Source organism: Amycolatopsis sp. FDAARGOS 1241 (assembly GCF_016889705.1).
Lineage (GTDB): Bacteria > Actinomycetota > Actinomycetes > Mycobacteriales > Pseudonocardiaceae > Amycolatopsis.
Map to the genome: position 1 here is coordinate 5,141,157 of NZ_CP069526.1, position 23,629 is coordinate 5,164,785.

Genomic DNA, 23,629 nt, shown 5'->3' on the forward strand with positions numbered 1-23,629 from the left:
TTGGGGGGCATCAGGGCAGCGGAGGTTTCAGCCATGACAACCGCACACAACTCCAAGGTTGACGCGCAGGTTTCCGAGGCGCAGATCGCGGTCCACTGGCGTGAGGAGGAGTACGTCGCTCCGCCGGTCAGCTTCATCGGCCAGGCCAACGCCGCCGATCCGGCGATCCTGGACCGCTTCGCCGAGGAGCGTTTTCCTGACTGCTTCAAGGAATACGCCGACCTGCTGTCGTGGGATGCCTACTGGCACACCACGCTGGACACGTCCAAACCACCGTTTTGGAAGTGGTTCGTCGGTGGCCGGCTGAACGCCTGCGTCAACTGCGTGGATCGGCACCTGGCAACCCATGCCAACAAGGCGGCGTTCATCTGGGTGCCCGAGCCGGAGGCCGAAGCAACGCTGGCGATCACCTACCGGGAGTTGTACCGGCGGGTGAACGAGTTTGCCGCGCTGTTGCGTGACTGGGGCGGTGTCCAGACCGGGGACCGGGTGACGTTCCACCTGCCGATGGTGCCCGAACTACCCGTGGCGATGCTGGCCTGCGCGCGGCTGGGTGTGATCCACTCCGAGGTGTTCGGCGGCTTCTCTGGCGCGGCGTGCGGTGGTCGGGTCGCGGACTCGGGCAGCACGATTCTGGTGACGATGGACGGCTACTACCGCAACGGGGAATTGATCGACCACAAGGTCAAGGCCGACCAGGCCGTGGCGACTGCCGCCGAGCTGGGTCACGCGATCGACAAGGTCCTGGTGTTCCGGCGCCGATCCGGCCAGTACGCTTCCGGCTCGCCGATGGTCGAGGGCCGGGACTTCTTCGTCGATGACCTGCTGCCGACCTACCGCGATGTCGTGGTGGAGCCGGTGTCCATGCCCGCAGAGGCACCGCTGTTCTTGATGTACACCTCGGGCACGACGGGACAACCGAAGGGCTGCCAGCACTCCACTGGCGGCTATCTGTCCTATGTGGCGGGTACCTCGAAGTACTACCAGGACATTCATCCGACCGACACCTATTGGTGCTGCGCGGATATCGGCTGGATCACCGGGCACTCCTACATCGTGTACGGGCCGCTGTCGCTGGGCACCACGAGCGTGCTGTACGAGGGTGTACCCGCCTATCCCGATGCCGGTCGGGTGTGGCGGATCTGCCAGCGGCTCGGGGTGAACATCTTCCACACCGCGCCGACCACGATTCGGATGCTGCGCAAGCTCGGCCCGGACGAGCCGGCCAAGTACGACTACCACCTCAAGCACATGACCACGGTCGGGGAACCGATCGAGCCGGAGGTGTGGCGCTGGTACCACGACGTGGCCGGCAAGGGCGAGGCGGCAATCGTGGACACCTGGTGGCAGACCGAGAACGGCGGGTTCCTGGGCAGCACGCTGCCGGCGTTGCAGCCGATGAAACCGGGCAGTTGCGGCCCGGGCGTGCTGGGCATCTACCCGGTGATTTACGACGAGGATGGGCAGGTCGTCGAGGCAGGTAGCGGGAAGGCGGGCAACATCTGCATCCGCAACCCGTGGCCGGGGATCTTCCAGACCATCTGGGGCCAGCCGGACCGGTTCGTGCATATCTACTACGAGAAGTACAACAAGCACAAGGACAGCACCGACTGGCACGACTGGCCGTACTTCGCTGGAGACGGCGCGGTCCAGGCAGCCGACGGATACTTCCGCATCCTCGGCCGAGTCGACGACGTGATCAACGTGGCCGGCCACCGGCTGGGCACCAAAGAGCTGGAATCGGCCTGCCTGACCGTGGATGAGGTCGCCGAGGCGGCAGCCGTGCCGGTGATCGACGAGGTGCGGGGCCGGGCGGTGGAGATGTATGTCTCGCTGAAGCCGGGCCTGACGGCGAGCAAGGACGTCGAGGACAAAGTGGCCGCCGCGATCGACACCGAGATCGGCAAGATCGCACGGCCGAAGCACGTGTGGATTGTGTCCGATATGCCCAAGACCCGGTCGGGGAAGATCATGCGGCGGGTGATTGCCGGGATCTCGAACTTCGCCGATGTCGGGGACGTGTCGACGCTCGCCAACCCGGAGGTCGTGGCCGACATCCGGCACCACATCCAAGCAGAGAAACTCGCTCACGGCGAGGCCCCTCGTCAGCTCACGCCGGCAGAGGCCGAGGAGATCCGGTCCTTCGGGCACGCTGAGTGACCACCCCGACCCGGCCGGCGAGCACGCCTACACACCTTCAGCGATGGCCCGGGTGTTGGTCTGGGCGATCGACGTCTAACCAGTCCATCGCTCAGGTGAACCGCTCGCCCAGCTCGAGCCGGCAGAAGTCGGCGGCCGCGCGGGCGTGCTCGCCGCGCAATCCGAGCAGCCGGCGAAGGCGGGCATGCTGATCGGCGTAGCGGGTCTCCAGCCCAGCTCGATCGATCACGTTCGCCGGAGTCGACTCGGCGGAACGGGGCGGTCGCCTGGGTTCGTGAGGTGAGGTCGAGGTCGACGGTGAGTTCCCGCAGTCCACGGCCTGCGGCCCAGCGCGCGAGCGTGGCGCGCAGTGCGGTGGCGTACTCGTGCTCGCGGCTGCTGCAGACGTAGGAGGGGATCAGTGCTGTCGGCCAGGTTGCTGTACGAGGGCATCGCTGCCGCTCCTTGGACCGTTGACGCTCGTCGCGATCGTGTCTCGCGCACCTGTGCGCGAACGCGATTATGCGGCGCCCGGCCACGCCGGGCGGACGTTGCTCCGCGGCGGCGAGGCGTCCCGGGCGCTGTCGAAGACGCTGAACTGCGGTTCGAGGCCGACCATCGGCAGTATGCGCCGAACGTGGGATCGAGCGACCAGCCGCAAACGCGGCAATCGGCGGGCTGGTGGTGTGCGCGCTCTTCGGCGTCCCCGCCGGACCGCTGTCCACCCTGCTGCACGCCGCGACCGACCTGCCCACGAGGACGCCATGACCAAATCCACCGTCTGCCCCGTCGCTCCGGCGGACCTGCCGCAGCACGCCAAATTGCTGGCAAATGGATACCGGGTCGCGCTCGTCGCCGAGTACGACGACGGCGAGGCGCTGCGGGCGGTCTACCTGTTCTCCGCCGCGGCGCCCGACCGGCGCATGGAGCTGCACGTCCCGCTGCCCAAGGCCGACCCGCAGGTGCCAACCCTCGCACGCTGAATCGGGTCGAAGTCGTCGACCCCAGCTTCTTCGACTGGCCGCCCTACCCGTCGCCCTGACCCGACACCATCGTCCCCGGCTTCCCCTCACCGACAAAAGCTTCAACCTCTCCTACGCCGGCAACGACCTGTGCCCAACACACTCTCGCTCACCGAGGTGCACCGGGCGATCTTGCCGACGCTGTGCGATCCGCTGCGCGCCCAGACCGTGCGACACGACACGAAGCCCGCGCCCCGGCCGGCACACCGGACGACCTGACCCGCCGCAGTGACGAGACGGCTCCCCAGGCGCTCACACTCCATTCGTAGGCAACGTTCACACTCCGCCACCGACGGTCATGCCCGCCGGCGGCCCGAATCGGCAGGCGGGCCCCGGCCCGGCGACCCAGGATCTCGACTGCCGGACCAAGGCGTGGTCTTGAGGTCAGCCCGCCGGGTTCGGCGGCGGCCCGAGGATCTCGACGTGGTGGCGCGCGGAGGCGTGGCCGATGGCGGCCGGGTCCAGCCGCGTCGCGTCCAGCTCCCCGACGCCGGGCAGGCGGTGCGCCCGGGCGGGTTCGCCGGCCTCGGCCAGAAAGTGTTCGAATCCACCGGGTGTGGTGATCTGCAACGCGCGCAGTGGCTCGTCCGGCCCCACCACGAACGTGTGCGCCAAGCCGACCGGAAGCATCACGAAGTCGCCGGGGCCGGCGGCTAAGTCCTCGCCGTCGCAGCGAAAACGGGCGGTGCCCGACAGGACGTAGAACATCTCGTCCTCGACGTGGTGGCGATGCAACGGCGGCGCGAACCCCGCCGGGTTGACGAACTCCGCGACGGTGAGTCGCCCCCTGGTATCGGCGCCACCGCACTTGACCGTGGCGAGGCTGCCGAGGAACCACCAGGACTGCCCGTCGGTGGGACCGAGCACATAAGGACGGGTCGGCGTGATCGGGGACATGACCACTCCATTCGATAGACATCGTCTAATGAACAGAATGTTAGTATTGCCGAATCATGGACGATGTCAAGGACAGCCCCGCCGAGGGCCCCCGGCGGCGGTACCACTCACCGCTGCGACAGGAGAACGCCCGGCAGACCCGGCAGGCGGTCATCGCCGCGGCCCGCGAACTGTTCACAGCCCACGGCTACGCGGCCACGTCGCTCAACGACATCGCCACCGCGGCGAATGTGGCCCGCCCGACCGCGTTCGCCGCCTTCGGATCCAAGCCGGCGCTGCTGCACCAGGTCCTCGACCAGACACTCGCCGGAGACGACGAGCCCGTGCCGGTCGCCCAGCGGCCCTGGTTTCGCCCGGTGTGGGACGCCGCGACCCCGGCAGACGTGCTGGACGCCTACGCGGACGTTTGTGCGCTGATCAACGCACGGGCAGCACGAATCGTGGAAGTCGTTCGCCGCGCAGCAGACCAGACGGCCGAAATCGCCGAGCTATGGGACACGGTGCAGAACAACCGGCGAGCGGGTGCCCGCATGGTCGTCGAACACGCCGCCGCAACCGGTCCGCTGGCTCCCGGCCTCGACATCGAGCGCGCGACCGACATCCTGTGGATCTTCAACGACCCCGCCCACTACGACGCACTAGTGATCCACCAGCGATGGTCCAAAAAGGACTACCAGGCCTGGCTGTCCGGTCAGGCCCGGCACGCTCTGCTGGGGCACTGACCACAGCCTGACTTCGCAGCACCTACGGCGGTTCGGTGGGCGCCAACCGCAAGGCACGCGGCGCGGCCGGCAGCCCGGCAACCCCGCCCGGCAGGTCCTGCCACATGAGCACAACCGGTTCCAGCCCAGCGGAAGCGAACCGGGATCGGACGTCTTCCCGTTCGTGCTCACCACCTACCGGCTCACCGAGCACCCCACCGCGGGCTGGATGAGCCGCTGGCAGCCCTACCTCGCCGAGCTCCAACCCGAACTCTTCTGCGAAGTCGGCCCCGAGCTCGCCCGCGAACGCGGCCTCGAGCACCTTGGCCGGGCCACCATCGTCACGGCGCGGGGCGCGATCGAGGCCCGGGTACTGGTCACCGACCGGTTCACCCCGCTGCGGGTACAGGGCCGAACGCCGCACCAGGTCGGCTTGCCGTATCACTGGGGTACGAACGGGATCAGTATCGGCGACGCGGTCAACGACCTGATGTCGATCAGCCTCGACCCGAACAGCCATGTCCAGGAAACGAAGGCGTCGGCGTGATGTCAGGCCGGGCCGTCGGCCCCGTGGCACCGACCGAACCACTCTGGTCGCCGACTATCAGCGGCGAGCGGGCATCACCGCGCAGCCGGGGACGGAGGTGTGAGATGGCCATGACCGACCCCGCCACAGCCACCGGCTACCGCGACCACCCGCCGCGGACGGGGTTCTTCACCGACACCAGCGTGTGCATCGGCTGCAAGGCGTGCGAAGTCGCGTGCAAGGAACGGAACGCCATCCCCGAAGACGGCATCGCCCTGACTGACATGCCGTACGACAACACCGCCGGGCTCGGCGCCGGCACCTGGCGCCACGTCGCGTTCATCGACCTCGACGTGCTGGCCATGGCCGAACACGGCACGGCCACCGACCCCACCGCCGCCGCCACGACGCCGACCACACCGGGCAGCGGCTCCGACTTCCGCAGGCTGATGGCTTCCGACGTCGGCAAGCACTGCAGCGAAGCCGCGTGCCTCGACGTCTGCCCCACCGGCTCGCTGTTCCGCACCGAGTTCGGCACCGTCGCGGTGCAGGAAGACATCTGCAACGGCTGCGGCTACTTCGTCCTGGCCTGTCCCTCCGGCGTCATCGACCAGCGCAAGGAGGAAGGCCGCGCCTGGAAGTGCACCCTGTGCTACGACCGGCTGGGGCAGGGCCAGGAACCTGCGTGCGCGAAGGCGTGCCCAACCGACTCCGTCCAGTTCGGCCCGCTCGACGAATTGCGCGAGCGTGCCCGCGGCCGCGTCGAGTAGTTGCAGAGCCGCGGGCTGACCGACGCGCGCCTCTACGGCGAAGACCCCGGCGACTGTGTCGGCGGTGACGGCGCGTCCTTCCTGCTCCTGGACGAACCCGAGGTCTACGGCCTGCCGCCCGACCCCCAGGTCACCACCCGCGACCTGACCACCATGTGGCGGCACGTCGGCACCGCGGCCGCCGCCCTCGCGGGCAGCGCACTGGCCGCGTCCCTCGGCTCGGTACTCGGAAGGCGGACATGAGCGAGCACGACACGCGGCCCGGTCGCGAAGCCCTCACCGGCGTGGCCACCGGCCGCAAACTCAACCGTCGGCGCGGCGAACAACCGATGGTGCCTGACGCGGAATTCACCTCCTACTACGGCAAACCGATCATCAATGCATCCGTCTGACACTCCCCCGACATCCCGGGCTACCTGTTCCTCGGCGGTCTCGCCGGAGCGTCGTCGCTGCTCGGCGCCGGGGCCCACGCCACCCGGCGCAAGAATCTCGAACGCGTCGCGAAGACCGGTGCGTTCGACGGGATCAGCCTCTCCCTCGTCGCGCTTGTCCACGACCTCGGCCGGCCGGAACGATTCCTCAACATGCTGCGGATGCTGAAGGTGACCTCGCCGATGAACCTCGGCTCGTGGCTGCTGGCCGGCTACGCCCCCTCGCGGTGCCGCGGCCGCGTCGTCCATCACCGGAAAACTGCCGCGGACCGGTGCGCTGGCAACCGCCGGAGCCGCACTGACCGGACCCGCAGTGGCGGCCTCCACCGCAGCCCTCCTCACCGGCACCGCCGCGCCCGCCTGGCACGACGGCTACCGCGAAATGCCCTAGGTTTTCGTCGGCTCCGGCGCGAGCGCAGCCGGCGGCCTCGGACTCCTCGCTGCACCCGCCCGCGAGTCGGCGCCGGCCCGAACCTCGCCGTGCTCGGCGCTGCTCTCGAACTCAGTGCGCTGAAGAGGATGGAGCAGAGACTGGGACTGATCGCCGAGCCGTACCACACCGGCAGAGGTGGCAAGTACCTGCGCACTGCCGAAGCCCTCTCCGCCGCCGGACTGACCGGCGCCGTCTTCGGAAAGAGCTGGGTGCGACGCCTGGCCGGAGCCACCCTCGCCGCCTCCGCCGCGACCCGGTGGGCGATCTTCCCGCCGGCAAAGACTCCGCCAACGATCCCGAGTACACCGTCATTCCCCAACGTCATCGACTACAAGACCAGGCCGCGCGGAACGCGTGAGGTACGTCCGCAGAACCGAGCCGCCTCGTGGTGTTCAGGAAGAACTCGTCAAATCCGTCTTACGACGACGCCAGGCAACGGTTCTCACTTCGGAGTTCATCAGCGAGTTCAGGATCCCTCCGCACCTGGTCGGCAGCGACGTCAGCCGCGAGTGGAATGCGCTGAATGTGGGGTCGGGCTCGGCGGGGTCATCGTGCCGGCCCTCCTCGTCGCCAGGCCACACCGCAGGTCAGCAGAACGCCAGGAGAGCAAGGAGACCTGCGGCGGCCAGCGGGCAGCGCAGTCCACACCACACCGTCGCCACATCGGACAACGCTCGAACCGCGGCACAGCGATCATGAGGCCGGTTCGTCGAGCTCGGCGGTGCTGCGGCGATCGGATTCGCGTCCGCGCGATGGGCACCCGCCTTGCGCCAATGCTCAGCCGCCAGGGGACCGAAGCGACTCGCCATCCGGTCATGGCAGTCCGCGGCCAGGTCGTGGGCGTGTGCGGAGCGCAGCAAGCCGTCTCGCACACGCACCTGCGCACTGCGGAGGCGCTCTCGTGCCGCCCGCAGCGCCTCGCGTGATCCAGCCCCCGCACCCGGACGTGCGCCCTCCGGCTTCCTGGCACTGGATTCGGAAGCCGAGGCGCGCCCCTGCAACGCGCACAACTTCGCGTGCGCGCTCGCCGCACGCTCGCGAGCCCACGGAGGTGCTTCCCCCGCGGCCCAGCCCCGATCCATGACACCACCGTGACACCAAATGTGGCAGAGCGTGCCAGCCCGCGTCCTCGCGCACTCAGGCGGCCATCGCCCTGCCGGCCGTGCGCCACCGGTGTTCCGTGCTCCCCGGCCCCGACGACCGCCACCGCGGCGTTCCTGCGCAACGGCGCCGAGCAACGGGCTGATTCGCCCGCTATCCGGGCGAGGTGCAACGCGCGGCCCTACTGGGTGTGGAGGTGGTGTTCGATCTGGCGCTGGTCGCCGCCCGTGCCGACCTTTCGCCCCTGATCTTCGCCGCGTGGGGCGAGGTCGAGTGGCCCGAGGCTCTCCAGCAGTCCGGCGGTGTTGCTGTCCTGGGGCTCGGGTAACCCGGTCGGCGTAATGGCAGGAAGTGTGCTGTTTGTAGAGCGTCTTGAATAACGCCGTGGCGAGCGCAACGATGGGACCAAGAGCCAAGGTTGGGAAGCTCCATGCCTTTCCTGTTGAGGCAAGCCAGTCGCCACAGCCGCTTGTCGGTGCTGCTGTCGCTCGGAGCGCTGCTGCTTGCTCTGGTGCTCGGCTGCACCAGCCAACCTGCGCCTCGCCCGGACGCGCCCCCTCAGGCGGTCCAGGCGGCGCAGGGACTGGTGTCACACGACGTGACTGCGGTCCGCGCTTCAGTCACCGATCTGCTCGCCACGAGCCTGACCCCCGATGACTTGGCGCCCGCAGGGACAGTGCTGACAGTGGACAAGGGCACCTGGAAAGAAGACGGCAACGATGCATCGTTGCAGGCCACCGTGGCTCTGCCGCAGCAGGCTCCAGCCCGTGTTGTCGTCTACTTGACCCGGGAGAACGGACAATGGCGAGTCCTTTCCACCGACCCCATCCCGTGAGCTGGTTGCCGGTCATCGGCTGCGTGATGGGCCTCATCGTGGCCTTCATGCCCGCGACGACGCCGACCACGAGCCCTTCCGGCGAATCCGATAAATGTCTCGAATCGACCAGCTCGGGAAGTCCCGCCTCGACGAGCACAGGAGCCGGCTTGACAACCAAGGGCCTGCAGGCCGAGAGCCCATCCACCGACACTGACACGCCGGTACTCTTCGTCCACGGCATCAACGACACCCCGGCCAAGATTTGGGCCGGCAAGAACGTCACCGGCAGCCAGCAGACACCGATCAAATATGTTCAGGACCGAGTTCCCCGCATGGCCGCCTACACCCTCAACTACTGCGATATAAATACAGAATGGGTCACGAATTCGAACGGAAACGCGAATACAAGCGGAAACCGGCTGAAGGACGCGATCGGAGAGCTGTATTCGAGGTACGGCAAAAAGGTGATCATCGTCGCACACTCGATGGGTGGCCTGGCCGCCCAGTACGCGGCCGCGCAGGTTCCGGGCAAGATCGACCGTGTAATCACTATCGCCACCCCCTTCAAGGGGTCATATCTTCCCACTTATCGTGAAGATAGGAACGATCCAACCCTCACGGACTTCCAGAAGATTATTGCGCAAATCATTCTCGGAAGCTGCGACCCGAACAAGAAACATCACAGCCCTAAACTGCCCGATTATTGCAACGACATCCAGAAACTGCAGAGCAGTGCCGGAGCGCGCGCCATGCGCTGGAAGAGTCCTCGACCCGACGACAAGAACAATCCGGACGCCAGCATTGGCTGGCTGCCCTCGTGGCCGACAAGTGTCAAACTCGTGCCACTGGCTGGAACGCTCGTCGTGCTACCAGTTTGGCCGCTTAAATGGCCTCTCGCGCCGGAGAGCCAGTTCAGGAAGGAGATCGGGGACCTCGTCGTCCCGGGTGATTCAGCGACCCCTGATAAAGGTGATTCCGGCGCCATCACCGACAACTGTGGGCCCGTCCTCCCTCGCCACGTCATCGAGTCCGACTGTTTCCACGAGAACCTCCCGGCAAACCCCCGCATCATTCAACGAGTTGCCGAGGAGATCAGTGAAGCAATGGGGCCGCCTTCTCCGGTGCCTCCCGCGCCAACTCCCGTGACGGCTCCAGTGCCAACACCGCGCAAGCCCGCGTCGACGCGGCCGGCCCCTCCACCCCCGGTGGATTGGCGCAACACCGACTACACCACCACCTGCGGTAACGTCGCACAGAGCCCGGTCAAGGTGCGGGTGCACAACGGCCAGGGATCCGCGCCTGATCCCGCCGCCCCTAACGACTTCCGGTATGACGTGACGATCACCGACACACAGACGGGCGACCTCACCGGTGACGGCACACCCGAAACGGCAGTCTTCCTTACTTGCACCCCGCAACCGGCAAACTACTTCGCGACCGAAGTCCAGGTGTTCACCTCCGGCAAGCACCAGGTGGGCAAGACCCTGCAGCCCCCAGACCTGGGCACGGGAAACCCTTCCCTGGATCCCTACTTCGTCGAGCCGCCGTTCAGCATCGACAGCCAACATCAGCGGCTCATCGCCGGGGCCGACTACTACGCGCCGGGCGATTCTCACGCTTCCGGCCCATCCCTGCACAAAACCGTGACCTGGCAATGGAACGGTCATCAATGGACGGTGACAGGAGTACGCGACCGGTAACCAGACCCGGACAGCGTCGTCCCCTTCTCACGATCTCACGGTTGTCACGCAGAGCGCCGGGAAGTCCGGAACCGCCACGGCGGCGTGGGAGCTTGCTGATGGGTGTCCTTGATCCCCGTGCCTGGTTGTCCGAGGTTCGAGGTCTCCACCAAACCGGCCGGCCCGAACCCCCTGATCTTGGAGTCGATGATGCCTCCTGTGCCGAGGCTGACCAGCGAACAGCGGCAAGCCGCGTTGGAGAAGGCGAAGCTGCTGCGCCAGCAGAGGACCGCGTTGTTGGCGGCCGTGAAGGACGGCGTCATCACGCTGCCTGGCGTCTTGGAACAAGCCGCTGCCGATCCGGACGGTGCGGCCGCCCGGACACGGGTGCGGCTGCTGTTGAGGTCCCTGCCTGGGTTCGGCCCGGTATCCGCGCAGCGGCTGATGGACGAGGTCGGGATCTCCGATACCCGACGGGTCCGTGGCCTGGGTGAGAGACAGCGGAATCTGCTGGTCGCCGCGGTGGAGCGCTGAGACCTTTGTGGATGGATCGCATGCAACGCCCGCACCGTCTGGTAGTAGTCGTCCCGCATCTGCACAGCAGCGACTTCCCGGTAGCCGGCTGCGACCTCGAAGTTGCGCACGCCGTAGCGGGATCCAGGGACGGTGCTCCCGACGTGATGACGAGGACCGTGGGGCGGGACTTCATGATCACGGCCGTCGGGTCGGCATCCCGGCAGATTTATGGAGTCGTTGAGGCCGATGTAGTCGATCGCCTGCCAGCCGCTGGAGCACGGGATCGCGCCGGCGTCGCCAACAGCGAGCGTACGTGCTTGCTGCGGCACATCGGCTGCGCCGAGGCCTTTGCCGCCACGGCGTGATCACGCACAAACCGGACCTGAACCTGGCGCTGCGGCACGGCACCCTCGAACCCTGCCCGGACTTCGAAGGCGGGGTCGCGATCCGGCTCGGACTGGCCGGGATCCGCCAGGTCGGCCAGGACCAGGCCGAACGGGTCGTCGCCGAACGGGTCGTCGCCGAACGGGTCGTCGCCGGTCCTACACCCCGATCGGCAACCTCACCGAGCGCCTGCAGCTCGACTGCCCCGTCGTCGAGGCGCTGGCCACCGGGCGTGTTCACCGACCTCGGACCCGACCGCCGCGCCGCGGCGTGGGCCGCCGACGCCGCAGCCACGAGCGGCGCCGAACACATCCCCGGCCTCGCCCTCGGCCACGACGGGCGCGCGCTGCCGGGAATGACGACGTTCGAGCTGACGTCGGCGGCCTGTGGGCCACCGGCATCACCGCCGACCGCCACCCCAACCAGTAGCGGCGCCATCCCCGCCGGCCAGCTGCTCGACGTCCCCGCGCCCGGGTCAACATCGGCGGCGCCGTGACCACAAGCAGCGCCCGGCCACCGCGGGCGGAACCACGTTCCTCAACCTCGAGCACGAGACCGGCATGGCCAACGTGATCGTGTCGGTCGGGCTGTTTCACCAGAGTAGGCAGATTTTGATGAATCAGGCTGCAGTCGCCGTGCACGGCATCGCGCAGGTCGGTGAGGGCACAGTTCTTCTGCCCACCACCAACAGAAGCGCCGCGTCCCGCCCGATCCCAGTCGCCATGGCAACCTCTGCTGACTCCAGCGCGGTCTATCGCATCCCTCGAAGTGATCAGCGCGACGACCACGCATGCGGATGGTTCGGCCGTTGTCAACGGCGAGCGCCGGGAAGGTCCCTTCGCCAACCAACCGGGCTCGTGGCACCCGGTCGCCAATTCACGTGGCCGAGGCGGAATCACCGCGCACGCGCGATCACGTCGACGGTGTAGCACGATGGCACGGTGGGCCCTGCGGCTAACGTGCTGCGGCCTATCGCCTTTCACTGCCGCTGCACTCCCTGGCCGGCCACGAACGCCTCGTCAACGCCTACGCCGACCGCGACGCCCTCGCCGCGGCGGTGAGCAAGTCGCTGGTGCTGCGGGGGTTGCGGGCGATCGATCGGTCCGGTCAGGTGTGAGCCTGGGCCCGGGCCTGGTCAGCGGCCGTACCGCAGGCCGTCGACGAGGAGCGCGACCATGCGGCGGCCGTGGCTGAGGTCCCGGCCGGGCATGGGCTGGCACAGCTGGGCGATCGCGTAGAGGAGGTCTTCGGCGGGGACGTCGCCGCGGATCGCGCCGGCGGTGGCCGCGGCGTCGAGCAGCGCGGTGAGGGTGGGGCCGAGGCGCTGGTGGAAGTAGCCGGGCAGGCCCTCGAACGCGGGATGACCCGAATGCAGCGCGGAGGCGAGGCCGCGTTTGGTCCCAAGGAGCTCGGTGAACCGGTCGATCCACCGCGAGAGCGCTTCGTCCGGTTCGTGGGCGGCCGCGAGCCGCGGGCCGGCGTCGGCAACTGCGTCGATGCCGGTCTGCACCACGGCTTTCACCAGGTCCGCACGCTGCGGGAAGTGCCGGTACAGCGTGCCGACACCGACCCCGGCCCGGTCGGTGATCTCCTTCGCCGGCGCGTCGACACCGGAGGTGTCGAAGACTTCCCGCGCGGCCTCCAGCAACGCCTCGACGTTGCGTTGCGCGTCGGCGCGCTGCCGGCGCGGCTTCACGTTCTCGGTCACGTCAGTCCCTCGGGGTTGCAGATCCGGAAAAGCTTTCCGTATAGTTCCGGAAGAACTTTCCGCTTAGGCCAGCGTACGGCATCACCGGCGCCGGCCGTCCGACCCAGGGAGAAACCGTGTTGTACCGTCCGCTCGGCCGCACCGGCATCCAGGTCAGCCCGTATGCCCTCGGCACGCTGATGTTCGCCACCACCATGGGCAACGCGCCGGAGGAGTCCGCCCGGATCATCCACAAGGCACTGGACGCCGGCATCAACTTCATCGACACCGCCGACGCCTACCAGGATTCCGAGGAGATCGTCGGCAAGGCGCTGCGCGGGCGCCGGGACGACGTCGTCCTCGCCACCAAGTTCGGCCGCCCCGTCGACGCGGACCCCAACCACCGGGGCACCTCGCGGCGCTGGATCGTCACCGCCGTCGAAAACTCGCTGCGGCGTCTGCAGACTGACCACATCGACCTGTACCAAGTGCACCGGCCCGACCCGGACACGGACCTCGAGGAAACGCTTTCCGCGTTGACCGACCTGGTCCGCAGCGGCAAGGTGCGTGCGATCGGCGGGTCCCAGACACCGGCGTCCGACCTCGTCGGCATTCAGTGGATCGCCGAACGCCGCGGCCTGATCGGGTTCCACACCGAGCAGCCCGTGTACTCGATCCTCAACCGCGGCATCGAGCGCGAGATCCTGCCCGTCGCGCGGCGCTTCGGGCTGGGTGTGCTGGTGTGGGGCCCGCTCGGCCAGGGTCTGCTCACCGGCCGCGCGCCCGGCGAACTGCGTCGCCGGGGCATGGCGCGCCACCTGTCCGACGAGCGCCGGATCGACGTCGTCGCGAAGCTCGGACCGCTGGCCGCCGAGGCCGGCCTGCCGATGACGCACCTGGCGATGGCATTCGCGATCTCCCACCCGGGCGTCACGAGCGCCCTGCTCGGCGCGCGCACGATGCAGCACCTCGACGACTTGCTGGCCGGCCTCGACGTCGCCGTGCCCGACGACGTCTTGGACCGCATCGACGAACTCGTCCCGCCCGGCACCGACGTCGGTACGCTCGACCAGGCCTACTACCCGCCAGGGCTGACGAACCCGGCCCTGCGCCGCCGTCCGCTGGGCGAACGCGCTGCCGCTTGACGCCTGCTGCTCGCCGCCGGCGACGGGGCCGGGCTCGGAGGCCCGGCCCGACCAGCCCGATTCCTCGATCGCGTGCAGGCCGGCGGTGCTGGTGGACTTCGTCAGCGCGACCGTGAGCGGCGTGCCGCGGTCGCGGTAGGCCTCCAAGAGGCGCTCGTGGTCGTCGACGGAACGGGTGAGGCACCTGGGTATCGAGAGGCTCACGCGCCACACGCACGCAGGATGCCGATCAAGATTTCCCGCCTACGCGTGCAGCCGCGCCTGGACCGCGTCCGCCAGCAGGCCGTACCCCGCAGCGTTCGGGTGGATGTTCGGCCCGACCGGAGCCGGGGCACACATGAACGTGTCGGCGCAGATCGTGGTCACGTTCAGCGGCGCCGACGCCGGTGTGAAGTCCGTGGTGTGGAACGCCGACTCCACGTCGGCCACCGGCACCCCGGCCTGTGAGTAGATTCCACCGAGCACCGCGTTCACCTGCTGCAGCAACTGCACGGACTGCCGAGCCAGGTCCTGGCCCGCCGGGCCCTGCAGGAAGGACACGAGGAACGGGTCGTAGAGGTTCAGCCCCACAATCTTCGCGCGTGGATCAGCCCGGTGGACGCGGCTCACAATCACGGGCAGGTTTTTCTGCACGGCCGCGATTCCCTGCCCTACGCACGCGAGATCGATCCCGGTCGCCGTCGCGCAGTCCTCGACATCGGTCGCGCCGATCACGAGCGTGACCAGCCGCGTGTGACCGCGGTGGGCGGCGAGGAACCGCTCAGCGGCACTGACCTGCGAAGTCGCGCCGTGGCAGCTGCCACCGACAAGCATCGACGTAGTCGTTTCGCCCGGGCAGCCCAGTTCGGTCAGCCCCAGCTCGCGCCGCTGGGCGACGAGCTGGTCGAAGCCCTGGTCCGTCGGGTGCCCGACGCCTGTCGCGTCCGGCTGGAAACCGACCGCCAGCGAGTCGCCCAGCGACAGGTAGTACTCGGGTTGCGGACACGCTGAAGCCGTACCTGCGAAGGAAACGAGCGCCGCGAACATCGCGGGCACGAGCCACCACTTCTTCACTTTTCCCCTTGCCTCAATTCTTTTTCGCAACGGTAGCCAGACTTGAGCGCCGTCGCCGCGATCGTGTCCGATCGGTCACGGAATCCGACCCGTACTCCCCTGCCGGCCGCGGCCGGCAACGAAGTCGGTGCCGTGCATTGCCGTGCAGCTCGAAATCGGTGGGAATGCCGACAGTCTGCTGCGCACGGCTGGACTGGTCCACCGACGGGCCGCACTGGGCGGGCGGTGACCGACGAGTACGGGCGCTGCGTGCGGCCCAGCAGGGCGCGGGGTACACGTGGACGACGACCCTGATCGAAGACACCCCCGAGGCGAAGGGCTCGGCGCCTGGTTGCCGCTGCCGCGGGTCGGGGAGCCGCTGCACTGCCGGCACATGCTCGATGCGGCCGCGCTGGCAGCGGTGTGGCCGACGCGCCTGAGCCTTGCGCTCTCGCCCTCGCGGTGCGTGCTCTAATCGGCCGGAGGTTTCTTTTTGGCTGGACGGACCTACTGGCGGCGTAGTCCCAAGGCCGTGGGGGTGCGCCGCCGTCCTGTGTGGGCCGCCGACCACCTGGACTAGTGGGTGCAGGTGTAGGTGAGGTCGTACTCAGCCTCGCCGGTGTCGTCCAATCCCTGTGCCTTGGAGGAGCTGACGGCGGACACCACCTCATCAAGCCTCGACGGCGGGATCTGGCTCGGTAGCTGCGCCTTCGCCTGGTCGATGGTCATCGTGCCGTCGAGCACGGCCCGCAACAGCCGATCAGCGGTGGCCGAACACGGATCCGACGGCGTTGACTCCGGGGGCGAGACCGGCTCCGAGGTCCTCGGCCTCGCCGGGACCGTGACCGTCCTTTGTGGGGGCCCGCTCGCCAGAGGCCTCATGATGGCGAGGGTGCGCCACTCGTTCTTCAAACGAGGGGAAACGGAACCGTTGGCCTGAAGGATCTGCGCCCACTCAGGCTGATTGATCATGCTGCCTGCACCCACCGGGCACGAGATGCTGACTTGCGAAATGAACGTCCCACTCTCGTTCTGACCAGGCATGCCCGCGGCGTTCATTGATCCCACCGCGGCCACGTACACGCCGGCCCGGGGATACGAGAAACCGACCACACCGGTCTGGATGGTGGTCTGGGGCTCCTCGGAACCCAAGTCGACTCCGCAGACCCGCTTGGCCAGCTCCTTCTCGGTGCACGAAGATATCGCCGACACCGACGTACCTTTCGTCACCACCGGGCAACCGAGTGCGTTCAACGCAGCTGGCGGTGCCGAAGACGTCGGGGCTTCCGAGCTGCCAAAGCTGACCGCGGCATGGATGAAGCTCACGGCGATGGCGATGATCACCACGGCGCCCCACACCGCGACGACGGGTTTGCGGGACGTCTTCACGGCTACCTCGGTCACGGCTGGGAACACGGCACTGCACGTACCGAGGACGGTCGCGCCGTACAGTAGTCGCCCGGCAACCCGGCGGTGTTACATCACGTCACCGTCAGTCGACAAGACACCGCCGCCACCAGCTTCGGCTCTCACCCACCGGCGGTTGACTCAGTCCCCGATAAATCGCATGAATCGATGTGAATCTGCCAGGCACAGCTCACACAGCGCGAGGAGATCACCGGCGAAGCGAGCCGGCACCAACCGGTCCCCCGCCCGCGCTATCTCCCCCTTGAGCGTCGTGACTTGCATGCTGTTCAGATAGGTGTCGCCGTAGGGATCCAGATGGCCCAGAATCGGGTAAGCGGTCCGATCCACACCGGACAGCACCGGATCGAAATCTGGATCGGCTCGGCTCGATTCGAGCACCTCACCGTAGGAACGTACTTCGACACGGATCATCCGTGGCACCTCCGCAACATCGCTCGGCAGCCCCGGATGTAGTACCGGCAGGGCTGCCACTGCCGGCCGGCAGGGATCAAAGGCGGGTCTGACCGAACGTCGCAATCTCACCGGTCGGGCCGGTCCTTGAGGAAACGGCGGAGCCGTTCGACGTGGTGGCCGTGGTCGACGGCGAACTCGGCCGGCTCCGCCGGCGTCGGCTTGCGCAGGTACCCGCCGAGGGGCCCGGTCTGGTAGATCGCGGGCTCGGTGCAGCCGAAGCAGACGAGAAGGTCGCCGTCGCTCGGCGGTCGTGATGCTTCCTGGTCCGGCGGAGGCTTGCCGCAGTACGGGCACGGCTGCCAGGTGAATCTGGTCGCGTCGCTGCTCGTCAAGCGGTGTCTCGTGTGTCGGTGGTTGGAACGTCAACTGCGTTTGCCGCGTCCGACGTTGTTCACGATCACCGATCTAACCCGAAGGGGCGGCGGCATGCGCTTGCCCCGCTTGGCAGCGGCCCGCGCTTTCGCCCGCGCCGCTGCCCGTTCCCGCTGGCGGGCCGACTTCGCCGCTGCGCGAGCCTTGAACACCGCCTGTTCGGCGTCCGGCTCGCCCATCATCGTGCAGATCTCCGCTTGGAGCTGCGCCCGGGGCACGGGCGGCTTCTTCTCGCCGTACCTCAGCCCCTCCAGCCGCCAGAGCAGGAGTCTCAGCCGGTCCATCTCCTCTTGCGTCACTGCGGGCTCCTCCCCTGGGCTGGGCCGGCGTGCGGGCCGTACTGGGCTAAGTCGATCGTTCGCCCGGCTGTGTTTCCGGTGAGCGCTGCTTTTCTTGCTCCACGCACCAAGGCCGGCGTTCGCCGTGGTGCCCGACCCGATGCTGAGGATCGGCACGGCACGGCACGGCGGCTACAGCCGAGCCAGCCCGTCGGCGACGCGGGCGAGCAGCTTGACGTCGTTCTCGACTTTCAGCGGTTTGCTGGGCGGCACCGACGAGGGCCCGCTGCACCTCGGCGCGATCGCCGCCGCGGTCATCCGCCTCGCCTAAAACGCCCTTAGGCCCGGTACACGGTCCGGTTCACGAAGGAGCCGATGAGCCTGCTGTCGCCGTGGAAGGTCAGCGCGGTCACGAAGGTCGAGCTCGGCGTCAAGATCCGCCGGCTCGTGAGCGTGACGCTCTCGATCCCGATCCCGGACGTCCGCATCGAGCTGCTCGGCCACGTCGGTTTCGCCAAGCGCAGCAGCGACCGTTCGGAGATCGTGGCGTTCACCACCGCCGAGGAGGGTGATCTTACCGGCGGCGAGCGGTGACTCCCCTCACTCGGAAGCCGGGTAACGCTGCTCTTGATCCACTCGAAGATTCTTAGCTGATCCAAATTTTGCAGGGGGCAACGTTGACGAACCTCGAGGACAGACCGGTGCCGAACGCGAAGGGGCCGGCGCTTGTCGTGTCTCCTCGTTCTGCCGATCTCCTCTCCGCACTCCGACGAAGCGTGCGTGGGTTGCCGTGGGCGCAGTCGGGTTATGTGCGCGCGGCGGGGCTGTTCCTGGCGGTGCGGCTGTTCAGCGTGGGCGTGTTGGCTCTCATGGCCGTGCACAGCAACCGGCCGCTGCTCGACCGGCTGCGGTCGTGGGACGGCTGGTGGTATTTGCAGATCGCGGAACACAACTACACCGGTGTGTCCCACCCGATGGACATCAGCGGCCACCCGTTTCCCGATGCGCCGTACGGATTCTTTCCGCTCTACCCGGCGTTTACGGAGCTCGTCGGGCAACTGCCCGGCATTTCCTTGACCGCGGCCGGCCTCATCGTGTCGACGGTCGCCGGCATCGCTGCCGCGTGCGGGCTGTACCGGATCGGCCGGCTGGTGAGCGGGCCGCGCGTCGGGTTGTTGCTGGCCGTGTTGTGGGCGGGTGCGCCGATGGCGATCACCGAGTCGATGGTGATGACGGAGTCGCTGTTCACCGCGTTGGCGGTGTGGGCGCTCGTCGGCGTGCTCGAGCGGAAGTGGTTCTTGGCGACCGGTGCGACCGTGTTCGCTGGGCTCACCAGGTCGACGGCGTCCGTGCTGATTGCTGTGGTGGTCGTGGCGGCGGTGATCGACGCGTGGCGCGGCCGACGCCGCTGGCAGGCCCTCGCGTGCGTCGTGGTCGCGCCGCTCGGTTTACTGGGCTACTGGGGCATGGTGGCTGTGCGCACGGGCAGCGTGACCGGGTGGGGCGGCTGTTGAGCTCCACGGTTGGAACACGCGCCTCGACCCTGGCATCGACACGTGGCGTTGGGTATCCCGCCAGCTGTTCAGCGAGGGCAGCGCGTGGCAAACGCTTGTTGTGCTGGTGACTTTGGCGGCTGCGGGCCTGGCGGTGATTGTGGTCGCGAGCCGCCGCATCCCGTGGCAGCTGGCTGCGTACGCGGTCGGTGTGGTTGTGCTGGTCGTGTGCAGTGCCGGGCTTCCGGCGCTCAAGACCCGGTTTCTGCTCCCTGATTTCGCGTTGCTGCTGCCGATCGCGGCGGGGTTCGCGCACCGTCGCACGGTCACGATGGTGGCGTCGGCTTCCGTGTTCGTGCTCGTTGGCGCCTGGTATTCGGCGTACTCGCTCACGGTCTGGAAATACGCGATCTAGCGGGGCATTCGCTCCTGCGCTTAACCCCATCCATCCTGCCCGACGAGGCGCCGGCCATTCGCGCGCTCTCCGTTCGAGGCATCTTCCACGAAGGGTTTCCTGTCCGCAACACATCGCCTCAAGTTCCAACTACCACCAGCACACTTGATCAAGGGATTACGACATGTCCAAGCGCTTCCTCCTGCTCACCGCAACGGCGGTGACCGCGTTCGGCCTGACCGCGTGCGGCACCAACGCCGCGCCCACCACCCCGAGCTTCCCCAATGCGCCGGCGCCCGCGAGCGTCAACGCCGCCTCCCGCGCCGCCGCTGCTCCGACGTCCGCGTCGCCCTCCTACCTGGCGAAGAAGGTCGGGGATCGCGCCGGGATCACCAACTCGGACGGCAGCATCGCTGTCGACTTCTGGATCACGAAAGTCCGCGTTGACCCGAAATGCGACCCGTACAGCCAGCGCGAGGCGGGCAAACACACGGTGGTCATGGACGTCACCGTGAAGACCTACACCGACAAGGACGCGAGCCAGCCCGGCGGTAGCGCCTTCGACGCCCTGCCCGGCCTGATCAATCCGTACGCGTTCTCGAGCACCGGCAGCAGCGGCGTCACCAACCAGGCAGAGACGGACATGTGCCTGTTGCCGCAGAAGGAGCTGCCGTCGACGTACGCGCCCAACCGCACGTACACCGGGCAGATCTCGTTCGCGACGCCGGACGCGAGCGGCAAGCTCCAGCTGACCGTGCCCTCGGGCTTCTTCCAGAACGGCGGCCTCGGGTGGGAATGGTCGTACTGATCACCAGCTGACCGGCCGGAGAAGGCCCCGATCGGCCATCTCCACCCGCGACCGAGCTCTCGGGGCAAACCTTTCCCGGGAGTGGACCGAAGAAAGAGAAATCGATCATGACTGTTGCACCCGCCGAAACGGAGCCTTGTGACCGAGACACGGTCCGCCGGGCGACGGCCGAATGGTTCGATCAGACCGCGCCCAGCATGCCTCCCGGGATCGCGAGCCGCATGCGGTGGACCTCGGCCCGCCTGCGCGTGAGACCTTCGAGCGACGGCCGCCCCGAGGCGCTGGCGTTCGCACTGTCGCAAGCCGCTGCTGTCGCGGAAGTTTTTGCCGATGCCTATGCGGAACACCGTGACGCATGGGAAGTGGATCGAACGTATTGGATGCCGAGCATTCGCGAGGCGTTCGCCGCGTGGATTGTGAGCGGCGTTATTCCGGTGTAGCCATGGGGGTGCTCCCTCGGCTGGGAACGGTCGTACTGATCACCAGCCGACCGGCTCGAGAAGGCCCCGGGCCGTCGTCGCGGCGGCCAGGGCCTTCTCGCATGTTCAGGCCCGCCCGAAGCGGCCCGTCCACGGCCGAGTCCCGTGCGGACAGCCCTGGCCGTTATCGGCATCAGATGGCCATGCTTTCCACGCCTCGACCGACACGGCGACGCAGGAGACCAGGTTCTACCTCGGGGTTCATCGCGGCCGATGGTTGCGGCACGTGGAGATGTACCTGCCGCTCGGTCGCCTCAGGGTTTCGCCTGCTCACGCCTTTTGCTTGGCGTAGTCAGTCATGCCTTGCCAGTCGATCACCACGCACGGCTCGTCGCCCACGACCCATCCGTCGTGTCCTGGCGGGATGAGCATGAAATCGCCAGCGCCGAACGTGGCTTCCTCCCCGTCGTCCATCCTGACAGTCATGCGCCCCGAAATGACGTAGCCCCTGTGCGGCACCTCGCAGCTCTCGGTTCCCGCCATCGGCTTCACATGTTTGGACCACTGCCAGCCGGGCATGAACGTTGCGCGCGCCACCGCGCCTTCGTCGAGGTTGACCATCTCCAGTTGGCCGCGATCATCCTGGAAGGGCCGCACCTCTTCCGGGTTATCCAGACTCATTTTGCGAATTCCCGCCATGACGACCTCCTTATCGCCTTCCCGCAAGGGGTGCCGGTTGGAGTCCCCCTCAGGTCATCGTCCGCAGCTACAGCCTGGGCAGACTAGGGTCTGAAGTCACCACTTCATCGGATGGGCACCGCGGGTCGGGAAGAAGGCAATGGGTACGTTTGTAGCCGCCGGCATCGACCTGACGGCTGGTCGGGTCGGGTTCGGTGTGCCGGCGGGTCGAGACCGCGGAGATCGCCGCGATCGTGACCGCGCTGTGGGCGCGCGGGGCATCCGGCTGCACGGGTTCGGGGTGAAGCCAGACGGCCCGGCCCGCATCGGGCACATGCTCGCCTCCGCCGGCTCGATGGCCTGATCGGCGACGGCACGGTACTCGCGCATCAAGCTGCCCGGCTGCACCCATCGGGGCTAGTGCAACAACTGCCCGCGGTACGTGCGGCGCTGGCGGGCCGAGACGATCGCCGCACTGTCCTCGCCTCAGCAGACGGTGCTGCCGCTGTTCCGCGGCGCCACGGGCGGTGCGGTTCGGTAGCGTCCCCACTGGGCGGTTCGCACAAAGAGGTGATCACCATGAGGGCACCGCGTCGACCCATGCTCGCGCCCATCGGTGCGGCGTTGCTGGCAGCGCCGGAAGGACACGCGTGGGAAGCCGATGAGCTCTCGCGCGCGGCGGACGTGCCCCAGCCTGCCGTGCGCGTCGTGCTCGACCGGCTCGCCGAGTGGGGGTGGTTGGCCGAGGCAGGCGGCCGCTACCAGCTCACCGACGAGGGCAGGGCCGAACTCATCCGCATGGTCGGCCGATCGGCCACTGAGAGCTGAGAGCTCCTCTCCCGACTGTACCGGCCGAGTCCCCACGAAGCCGCACGGCACCGGGGGAATCGTCCGCGGTTCCTCGACCGCTTCTTCGACTCGCGCAGGCGCAGGCTGAGGCTGCCGGCATCGAAACCTCCCGGCACCCGAAGGGGTCGTCGGTGATCTGCTGTGGGGGCGAAAGCGGAAAGCCGCTGCGGCTCAGGCCGCATCCGGCGCGCCGATCGCCGCTCCGGCGTCTCCCCCGCCGGGCTGGTACCCGTCGCCCCGGCAGGCCGGACATATGCGGTGGTGGAACGGCGCGCAGTGGACGCCGTCGTTCGGGCCGCAGCGGTAGCCACCCGAACGCAACGGAGCCCCGGTCACCCTCGCGGTGGGCGGGGGTGTCGACTGGTGCTGGTCGCGGTGAGAGCCGCCACTTTGGATTCCGACCTGTCGCGGCTGTAAGGGCGCGCGTGCCGCCGACGCTGGTGTTCAGTCGGCTACCCGGCCCCAGCGACAGCTGCACGACACAAGACGAGGACCCATGCACTACTTCAGCAGCGGCGACAGAGAGCCTGAGCACCGCATCGACGTTCTCGTGCGCGACTTCGACCGGACGGCCTCCGGACTGCGGTATCTCGCACGGTTTCGGTACGGATGGCGGTGGGTCGACAGCCGCACCGAGCTGCAGCGGCGCGACAAGACGCCGCTGACGTGGCACTTCGTGACCATGCCGAAACGCGGACGTAGGCCGGTCGAACTGCGCACGCTAACGGCCGACGAGCAGCTTCAATGGTTCGCGTCGTAGGAACCGAGGTGCGCTGATGACGACTTCCCACCGGCGCACCAGCGAGACGCCCAAGGCCAGACGCGCGCACGTCTACGCACCCATCGAGAAGGCCGGGTGGTTCAACCCGACCTGCACCCACGGCACAACCAGGTGGGAAGGCGAGATGCCACGTTGCGGCACGCGCCCGTGCCTCACCCGATGGTGGGTGCGCTACGCGGCGCCCGCGCTGGTGCTGTTAATGGGGTTCATCGTCTACTGCTGCATCCATTTCCCTGTGTCGGACTGTCCGCCCGGCTGGCAGTCACTCGGGCTGCAGACCTGCGTGCGCACCTGACCTGCCGGCGACTGGCGAGGCGCACCACCTGCTCAGGTGCCGACATTGGGACAGCGTCCGCAGCATCACGAACGGCGCCGGCCAGTCCTGGACTGACCAGC

Annotated in this window: 29 protein-coding genes and 3 pseudogenes; 23 read left to right on the plus strand and 9 right to left on the minus strand. The window is 68.0% G+C overall.

Translation table 11 applies throughout. The annotated features are described in order from the left end of the window. The gene (gene acs, locus I6J71_RS25215; protein WP_204089116.1) at positions 1 to 2,160 is read left to right on the plus strand and encodes an acetate--CoA ligase; all 2,160 of its coding nucleotides are present in this window, start codon (positions 1 to 3) and stop codon (positions 2,158 to 2,160) included. A 91-nt stretch (positions 2,161 to 2,251) separates the two neighbouring features. On the opposite strand, the gene I6J71_RS25220 is transcribed toward acs, so the two are convergent. Further along, the gene (locus I6J71_RS25220) at positions 2,252 to 2,389 is read right to left on the minus strand and encodes a hypothetical protein (RefSeq protein WP_204089117.1); all 138 of its coding nucleotides are present in this window, start codon (positions 2,387 to 2,389) and stop codon (positions 2,252 to 2,254) included. Positions 2,390 to 2,903: 514 nt separating this feature from the next. Here I6J71_RS25220 and I6J71_RS25225 point away from each other — a divergent pair. Further along, positions 2,904 to 3,122 (plus strand): hypothetical protein, encoded by a 219-nt coding sequence (locus tag I6J71_RS25225; RefSeq protein ID WP_204089118.1) that lies wholly within the window; start codon positions 2,904 to 2,906, stop codon positions 3,120 to 3,122. A 423-nt stretch (positions 3,123 to 3,545) separates the two neighbouring features. Here the strand turns inward: I6J71_RS25225 and I6J71_RS25230 are convergent, their stop codons facing one another. Continuing rightward, positions 3,546 to 4,058, minus strand: coding sequence for a cupin domain-containing protein (locus tag I6J71_RS25230; protein ID WP_204089119.1), 513 nt, complete (start codon positions 4,056 to 4,058; stop codon positions 3,546 to 3,548). A 56-nt stretch (positions 4,059 to 4,114) separates the two neighbouring features. On the opposite strand from I6J71_RS25230, the gene I6J71_RS25235 reads away from it, so the two are divergent. The 10 genes and pseudogenes from I6J71_RS25235 to I6J71_RS25275 all read left to right on the plus strand — a co-directional run bounded on the left by I6J71_RS25235 (position 4,115) and on the right by I6J71_RS25275 (position 11,912). After that, on the plus strand, positions 4,115 to 4,780 hold the full coding sequence (locus I6J71_RS25235; RefSeq protein WP_204089120.1) for a TetR/AcrR family transcriptional regulator: 666 nt from the start codon (positions 4,115 to 4,117) through the stop codon (positions 4,778 to 4,780). A 70-nt stretch (positions 4,781 to 4,850) separates the two neighbouring features. Then, positions 4,851 to 5,409: pseudogene (locus I6J71_RS25240) on the plus strand (molybdopterin dinucleotide binding domain-containing protein); the annotation flags it as partial. A 1-nt stretch (position 5,410) separates the two neighbouring features. Continuing rightward, positions 5,411 to 6,298 (plus strand): annotated as a pseudogene (locus I6J71_RS25245) (4Fe-4S dicluster domain-containing protein). Continuing rightward, entirely contained in the window at positions 6,295 to 6,447 is a 153-nt protein-coding gene (locus I6J71_RS51065) for a hypothetical protein (protein WP_370541971.1), read from the plus strand. The pseudogene I6J71_RS25245 and the gene I6J71_RS51065 overlap by 4 nt, the downstream one beginning before the upstream one ends. 57 nt (positions 6,448 to 6,504) lie before the next feature. After that, positions 6,505 to 6,645, plus strand: a pseudogene (locus tag I6J71_RS51070) (polysulfide reductase); the annotation flags it as partial. Positions 6,646 to 8,186: 1,541 nt separating this feature from the next. Next, positions 8,187 to 8,348 carry a hypothetical protein gene (locus I6J71_RS25255; RefSeq protein WP_204089121.1) on the plus strand — a complete coding sequence of 54 codons (162 nt, stop codon included), beginning with the start codon at positions 8,187 to 8,189 and terminating at the stop codon, positions 8,346 to 8,348. A gap of 102 nt (positions 8,349 to 8,450) precedes the next feature. Then, positions 8,451 to 8,855, plus strand: a complete 405-nt coding sequence (locus I6J71_RS25260; RefSeq protein WP_204089122.1) for a hypothetical protein — start codon at positions 8,451 to 8,453, stop codon at positions 8,853 to 8,855. Continuing rightward, complete coding sequence (locus tag I6J71_RS25265; protein ID WP_204089123.1) at positions 8,852 to 10,537, plus strand: triacylglycerol lipase; 1,686 nt, start codon at positions 8,852 to 8,854, stop codon at positions 10,535 to 10,537. Before I6J71_RS25260 ends, I6J71_RS25265 begins: the two co-directional genes overlap by 4 nt. A gap of 198 nt (positions 10,538 to 10,735) precedes the next feature. Beyond that, positions 10,736 to 11,050 (plus strand): integration host factor, actinobacterial type, encoded by a 315-nt coding sequence (gene mihF, locus I6J71_RS25270; protein WP_239153901.1) that lies wholly within the window; start codon positions 10,736 to 10,738, stop codon positions 11,048 to 11,050. A 343-nt stretch (positions 11,051 to 11,393) separates the two neighbouring features. Next, entirely contained in the window at positions 11,394 to 11,912 is a 519-nt protein-coding gene (locus I6J71_RS25275; RefSeq protein ID WP_204089124.1) for a hypothetical protein, read from the plus strand. Positions 11,913 to 12,551: 639 nt separating this feature from the next. Here I6J71_RS25275 and I6J71_RS25280 read toward each other — a convergent pair. After that, positions 12,552 to 13,124 carry a TetR/AcrR family transcriptional regulator gene (locus tag I6J71_RS25280; RefSeq protein ID WP_239153902.1) on the minus strand — a complete coding sequence of 191 codons (573 nt, stop codon included), beginning with the start codon at positions 13,122 to 13,124 and terminating at the stop codon, positions 12,552 to 12,554. Between the two features lie 116 nt (positions 13,125 to 13,240). Between I6J71_RS25280 and I6J71_RS25285 the strand changes: the two genes are divergently transcribed. Beyond that, a complete protein-coding gene (locus I6J71_RS25285; protein WP_204089125.1) occupies positions 13,241 to 14,248 on the plus strand; it encodes an aldo/keto reductase in 1,008 nt (335 codons plus the stop codon). Positions 14,249 to 14,491: 243 nt separating this feature from the next. Here the strand turns inward: I6J71_RS25285 and I6J71_RS25290 are convergent, their stop codons facing one another. The 5 genes from I6J71_RS25290 to I6J71_RS25310 form a co-directional block, all read right to left on the minus strand. After that, positions 14,492 to 15,301 carry an SGNH/GDSL hydrolase family protein gene (locus I6J71_RS25290; RefSeq protein WP_204089126.1) on the minus strand — a complete coding sequence of 270 codons (810 nt, stop codon included), beginning with the start codon at positions 15,299 to 15,301 and terminating at the stop codon, positions 14,492 to 14,494. Between the two features lie 555 nt (positions 15,302 to 15,856). Then, positions 15,857 to 16,684, minus strand: a complete 828-nt coding sequence (locus tag I6J71_RS25295; RefSeq protein WP_204089127.1) for a hypothetical protein — start codon at positions 16,682 to 16,684, stop codon at positions 15,857 to 15,859. A 144-nt stretch (positions 16,685 to 16,828) separates the two neighbouring features. Then, a complete protein-coding gene (locus tag I6J71_RS25300; protein ID WP_204089128.1) occupies positions 16,829 to 17,119 on the minus strand; it encodes a hypothetical protein in 291 nt (96 codons plus the stop codon). A gap of 107 nt (positions 17,120 to 17,226) precedes the next feature. Then, positions 17,227 to 17,493, minus strand: a complete 267-nt coding sequence (locus I6J71_RS25305; RefSeq protein ID WP_204089129.1) for a hypothetical protein — start codon at positions 17,491 to 17,493, stop codon at positions 17,227 to 17,229. A gap of 30 nt (positions 17,494 to 17,523) precedes the next feature. After that, positions 17,524 to 17,832, minus strand: a complete 309-nt coding sequence (locus tag I6J71_RS25310; RefSeq protein WP_204089130.1) for a hypothetical protein — start codon at positions 17,830 to 17,832, stop codon at positions 17,524 to 17,526. 139 nt (positions 17,833 to 17,971) lie between these two features. Between I6J71_RS25310 and I6J71_RS25315 the strand changes: the two genes are divergently transcribed. From I6J71_RS25315 to I6J71_RS25335, 6 genes are all read left to right on the plus strand, one after another. Then, positions 17,972 to 18,142, plus strand: a complete 171-nt coding sequence (locus I6J71_RS25315; RefSeq protein ID WP_204089131.1) for a hypothetical protein — start codon at positions 17,972 to 17,974, stop codon at positions 18,140 to 18,142. 44 nt (positions 18,143 to 18,186) lie between these two features. Further along, positions 18,187 to 18,405: a hypothetical protein gene (locus tag I6J71_RS25320; RefSeq protein ID WP_204089132.1), complete on the plus strand. Its 219-nt coding sequence runs from the start codon at positions 18,187 to 18,189 to the stop codon at positions 18,403 to 18,405. A gap of 182 nt (positions 18,406 to 18,587) precedes the next feature. Then, the gene (locus I6J71_RS48805; RefSeq protein WP_239153903.1) at positions 18,588 to 19,325 is read left to right on the plus strand and encodes a glycosyltransferase family 39 protein; all 738 of its coding nucleotides are present in this window, start codon (positions 18,588 to 18,590) and stop codon (positions 19,323 to 19,325) included. A gap of 106 nt (positions 19,326 to 19,431) precedes the next feature. After that, the gene (locus tag I6J71_RS48810; RefSeq protein WP_239153904.1) at positions 19,432 to 19,719 is read left to right on the plus strand and encodes a hypothetical protein; all 288 of its coding nucleotides are present in this window, start codon (positions 19,432 to 19,434) and stop codon (positions 19,717 to 19,719) included. Positions 19,720 to 19,882: 163 nt separating this feature from the next. Beyond that, positions 19,883 to 20,506 (plus strand): hypothetical protein, encoded by a 624-nt coding sequence (locus I6J71_RS25330; RefSeq protein ID WP_204089133.1) that lies wholly within the window; start codon positions 19,883 to 19,885, stop codon positions 20,504 to 20,506. A 107-nt stretch (positions 20,507 to 20,613) separates the two neighbouring features. Beyond that, the gene (locus tag I6J71_RS25335; protein WP_204089134.1) at positions 20,614 to 20,946 is read left to right on the plus strand and encodes a hypothetical protein; all 333 of its coding nucleotides are present in this window, start codon (positions 20,614 to 20,616) and stop codon (positions 20,944 to 20,946) included. 309 nt (positions 20,947 to 21,255) lie between these two features. Here I6J71_RS25335 and I6J71_RS25340 read toward each other — a convergent pair whose 3' ends face one another. Further along, entirely contained in the window at positions 21,256 to 21,624 is a 369-nt protein-coding gene (locus I6J71_RS25340; RefSeq protein ID WP_239153905.1) for a cupin domain-containing protein, read from the minus strand. A gap of 558 nt (positions 21,625 to 22,182) precedes the next feature. Here I6J71_RS25340 and I6J71_RS25345 point away from each other — a divergent pair. From I6J71_RS25345 to I6J71_RS25360, 4 genes are all read left to right on the plus strand, one after another. Next, entirely contained in the window at positions 22,183 to 22,431 is a 249-nt protein-coding gene (locus tag I6J71_RS25345; protein ID WP_204089135.1) for a hypothetical protein, read from the plus strand. A gap of 214 nt (positions 22,432 to 22,645) precedes the next feature. Then, positions 22,646 to 22,759: a DUF2510 domain-containing protein gene (locus I6J71_RS49905; RefSeq protein WP_255570911.1), complete on the plus strand. Its 114-nt coding sequence runs from the start codon at positions 22,646 to 22,648 to the stop codon at positions 22,757 to 22,759. A gap of 189 nt (positions 22,760 to 22,948) precedes the next feature. Continuing rightward, a complete protein-coding gene (locus I6J71_RS25355; protein ID WP_204089136.1) occupies positions 22,949 to 23,212 on the plus strand; it encodes a hypothetical protein in 264 nt (87 codons plus the stop codon). A gap of 16 nt (positions 23,213 to 23,228) precedes the next feature. Then, positions 23,229 to 23,528, plus strand: coding sequence for a hypothetical protein (locus I6J71_RS25360; RefSeq protein ID WP_204089137.1), 300 nt, complete (start codon positions 23,229 to 23,231; stop codon positions 23,526 to 23,528). Positions 23,529 to 23,629 lie beyond the last annotated feature (101 nt).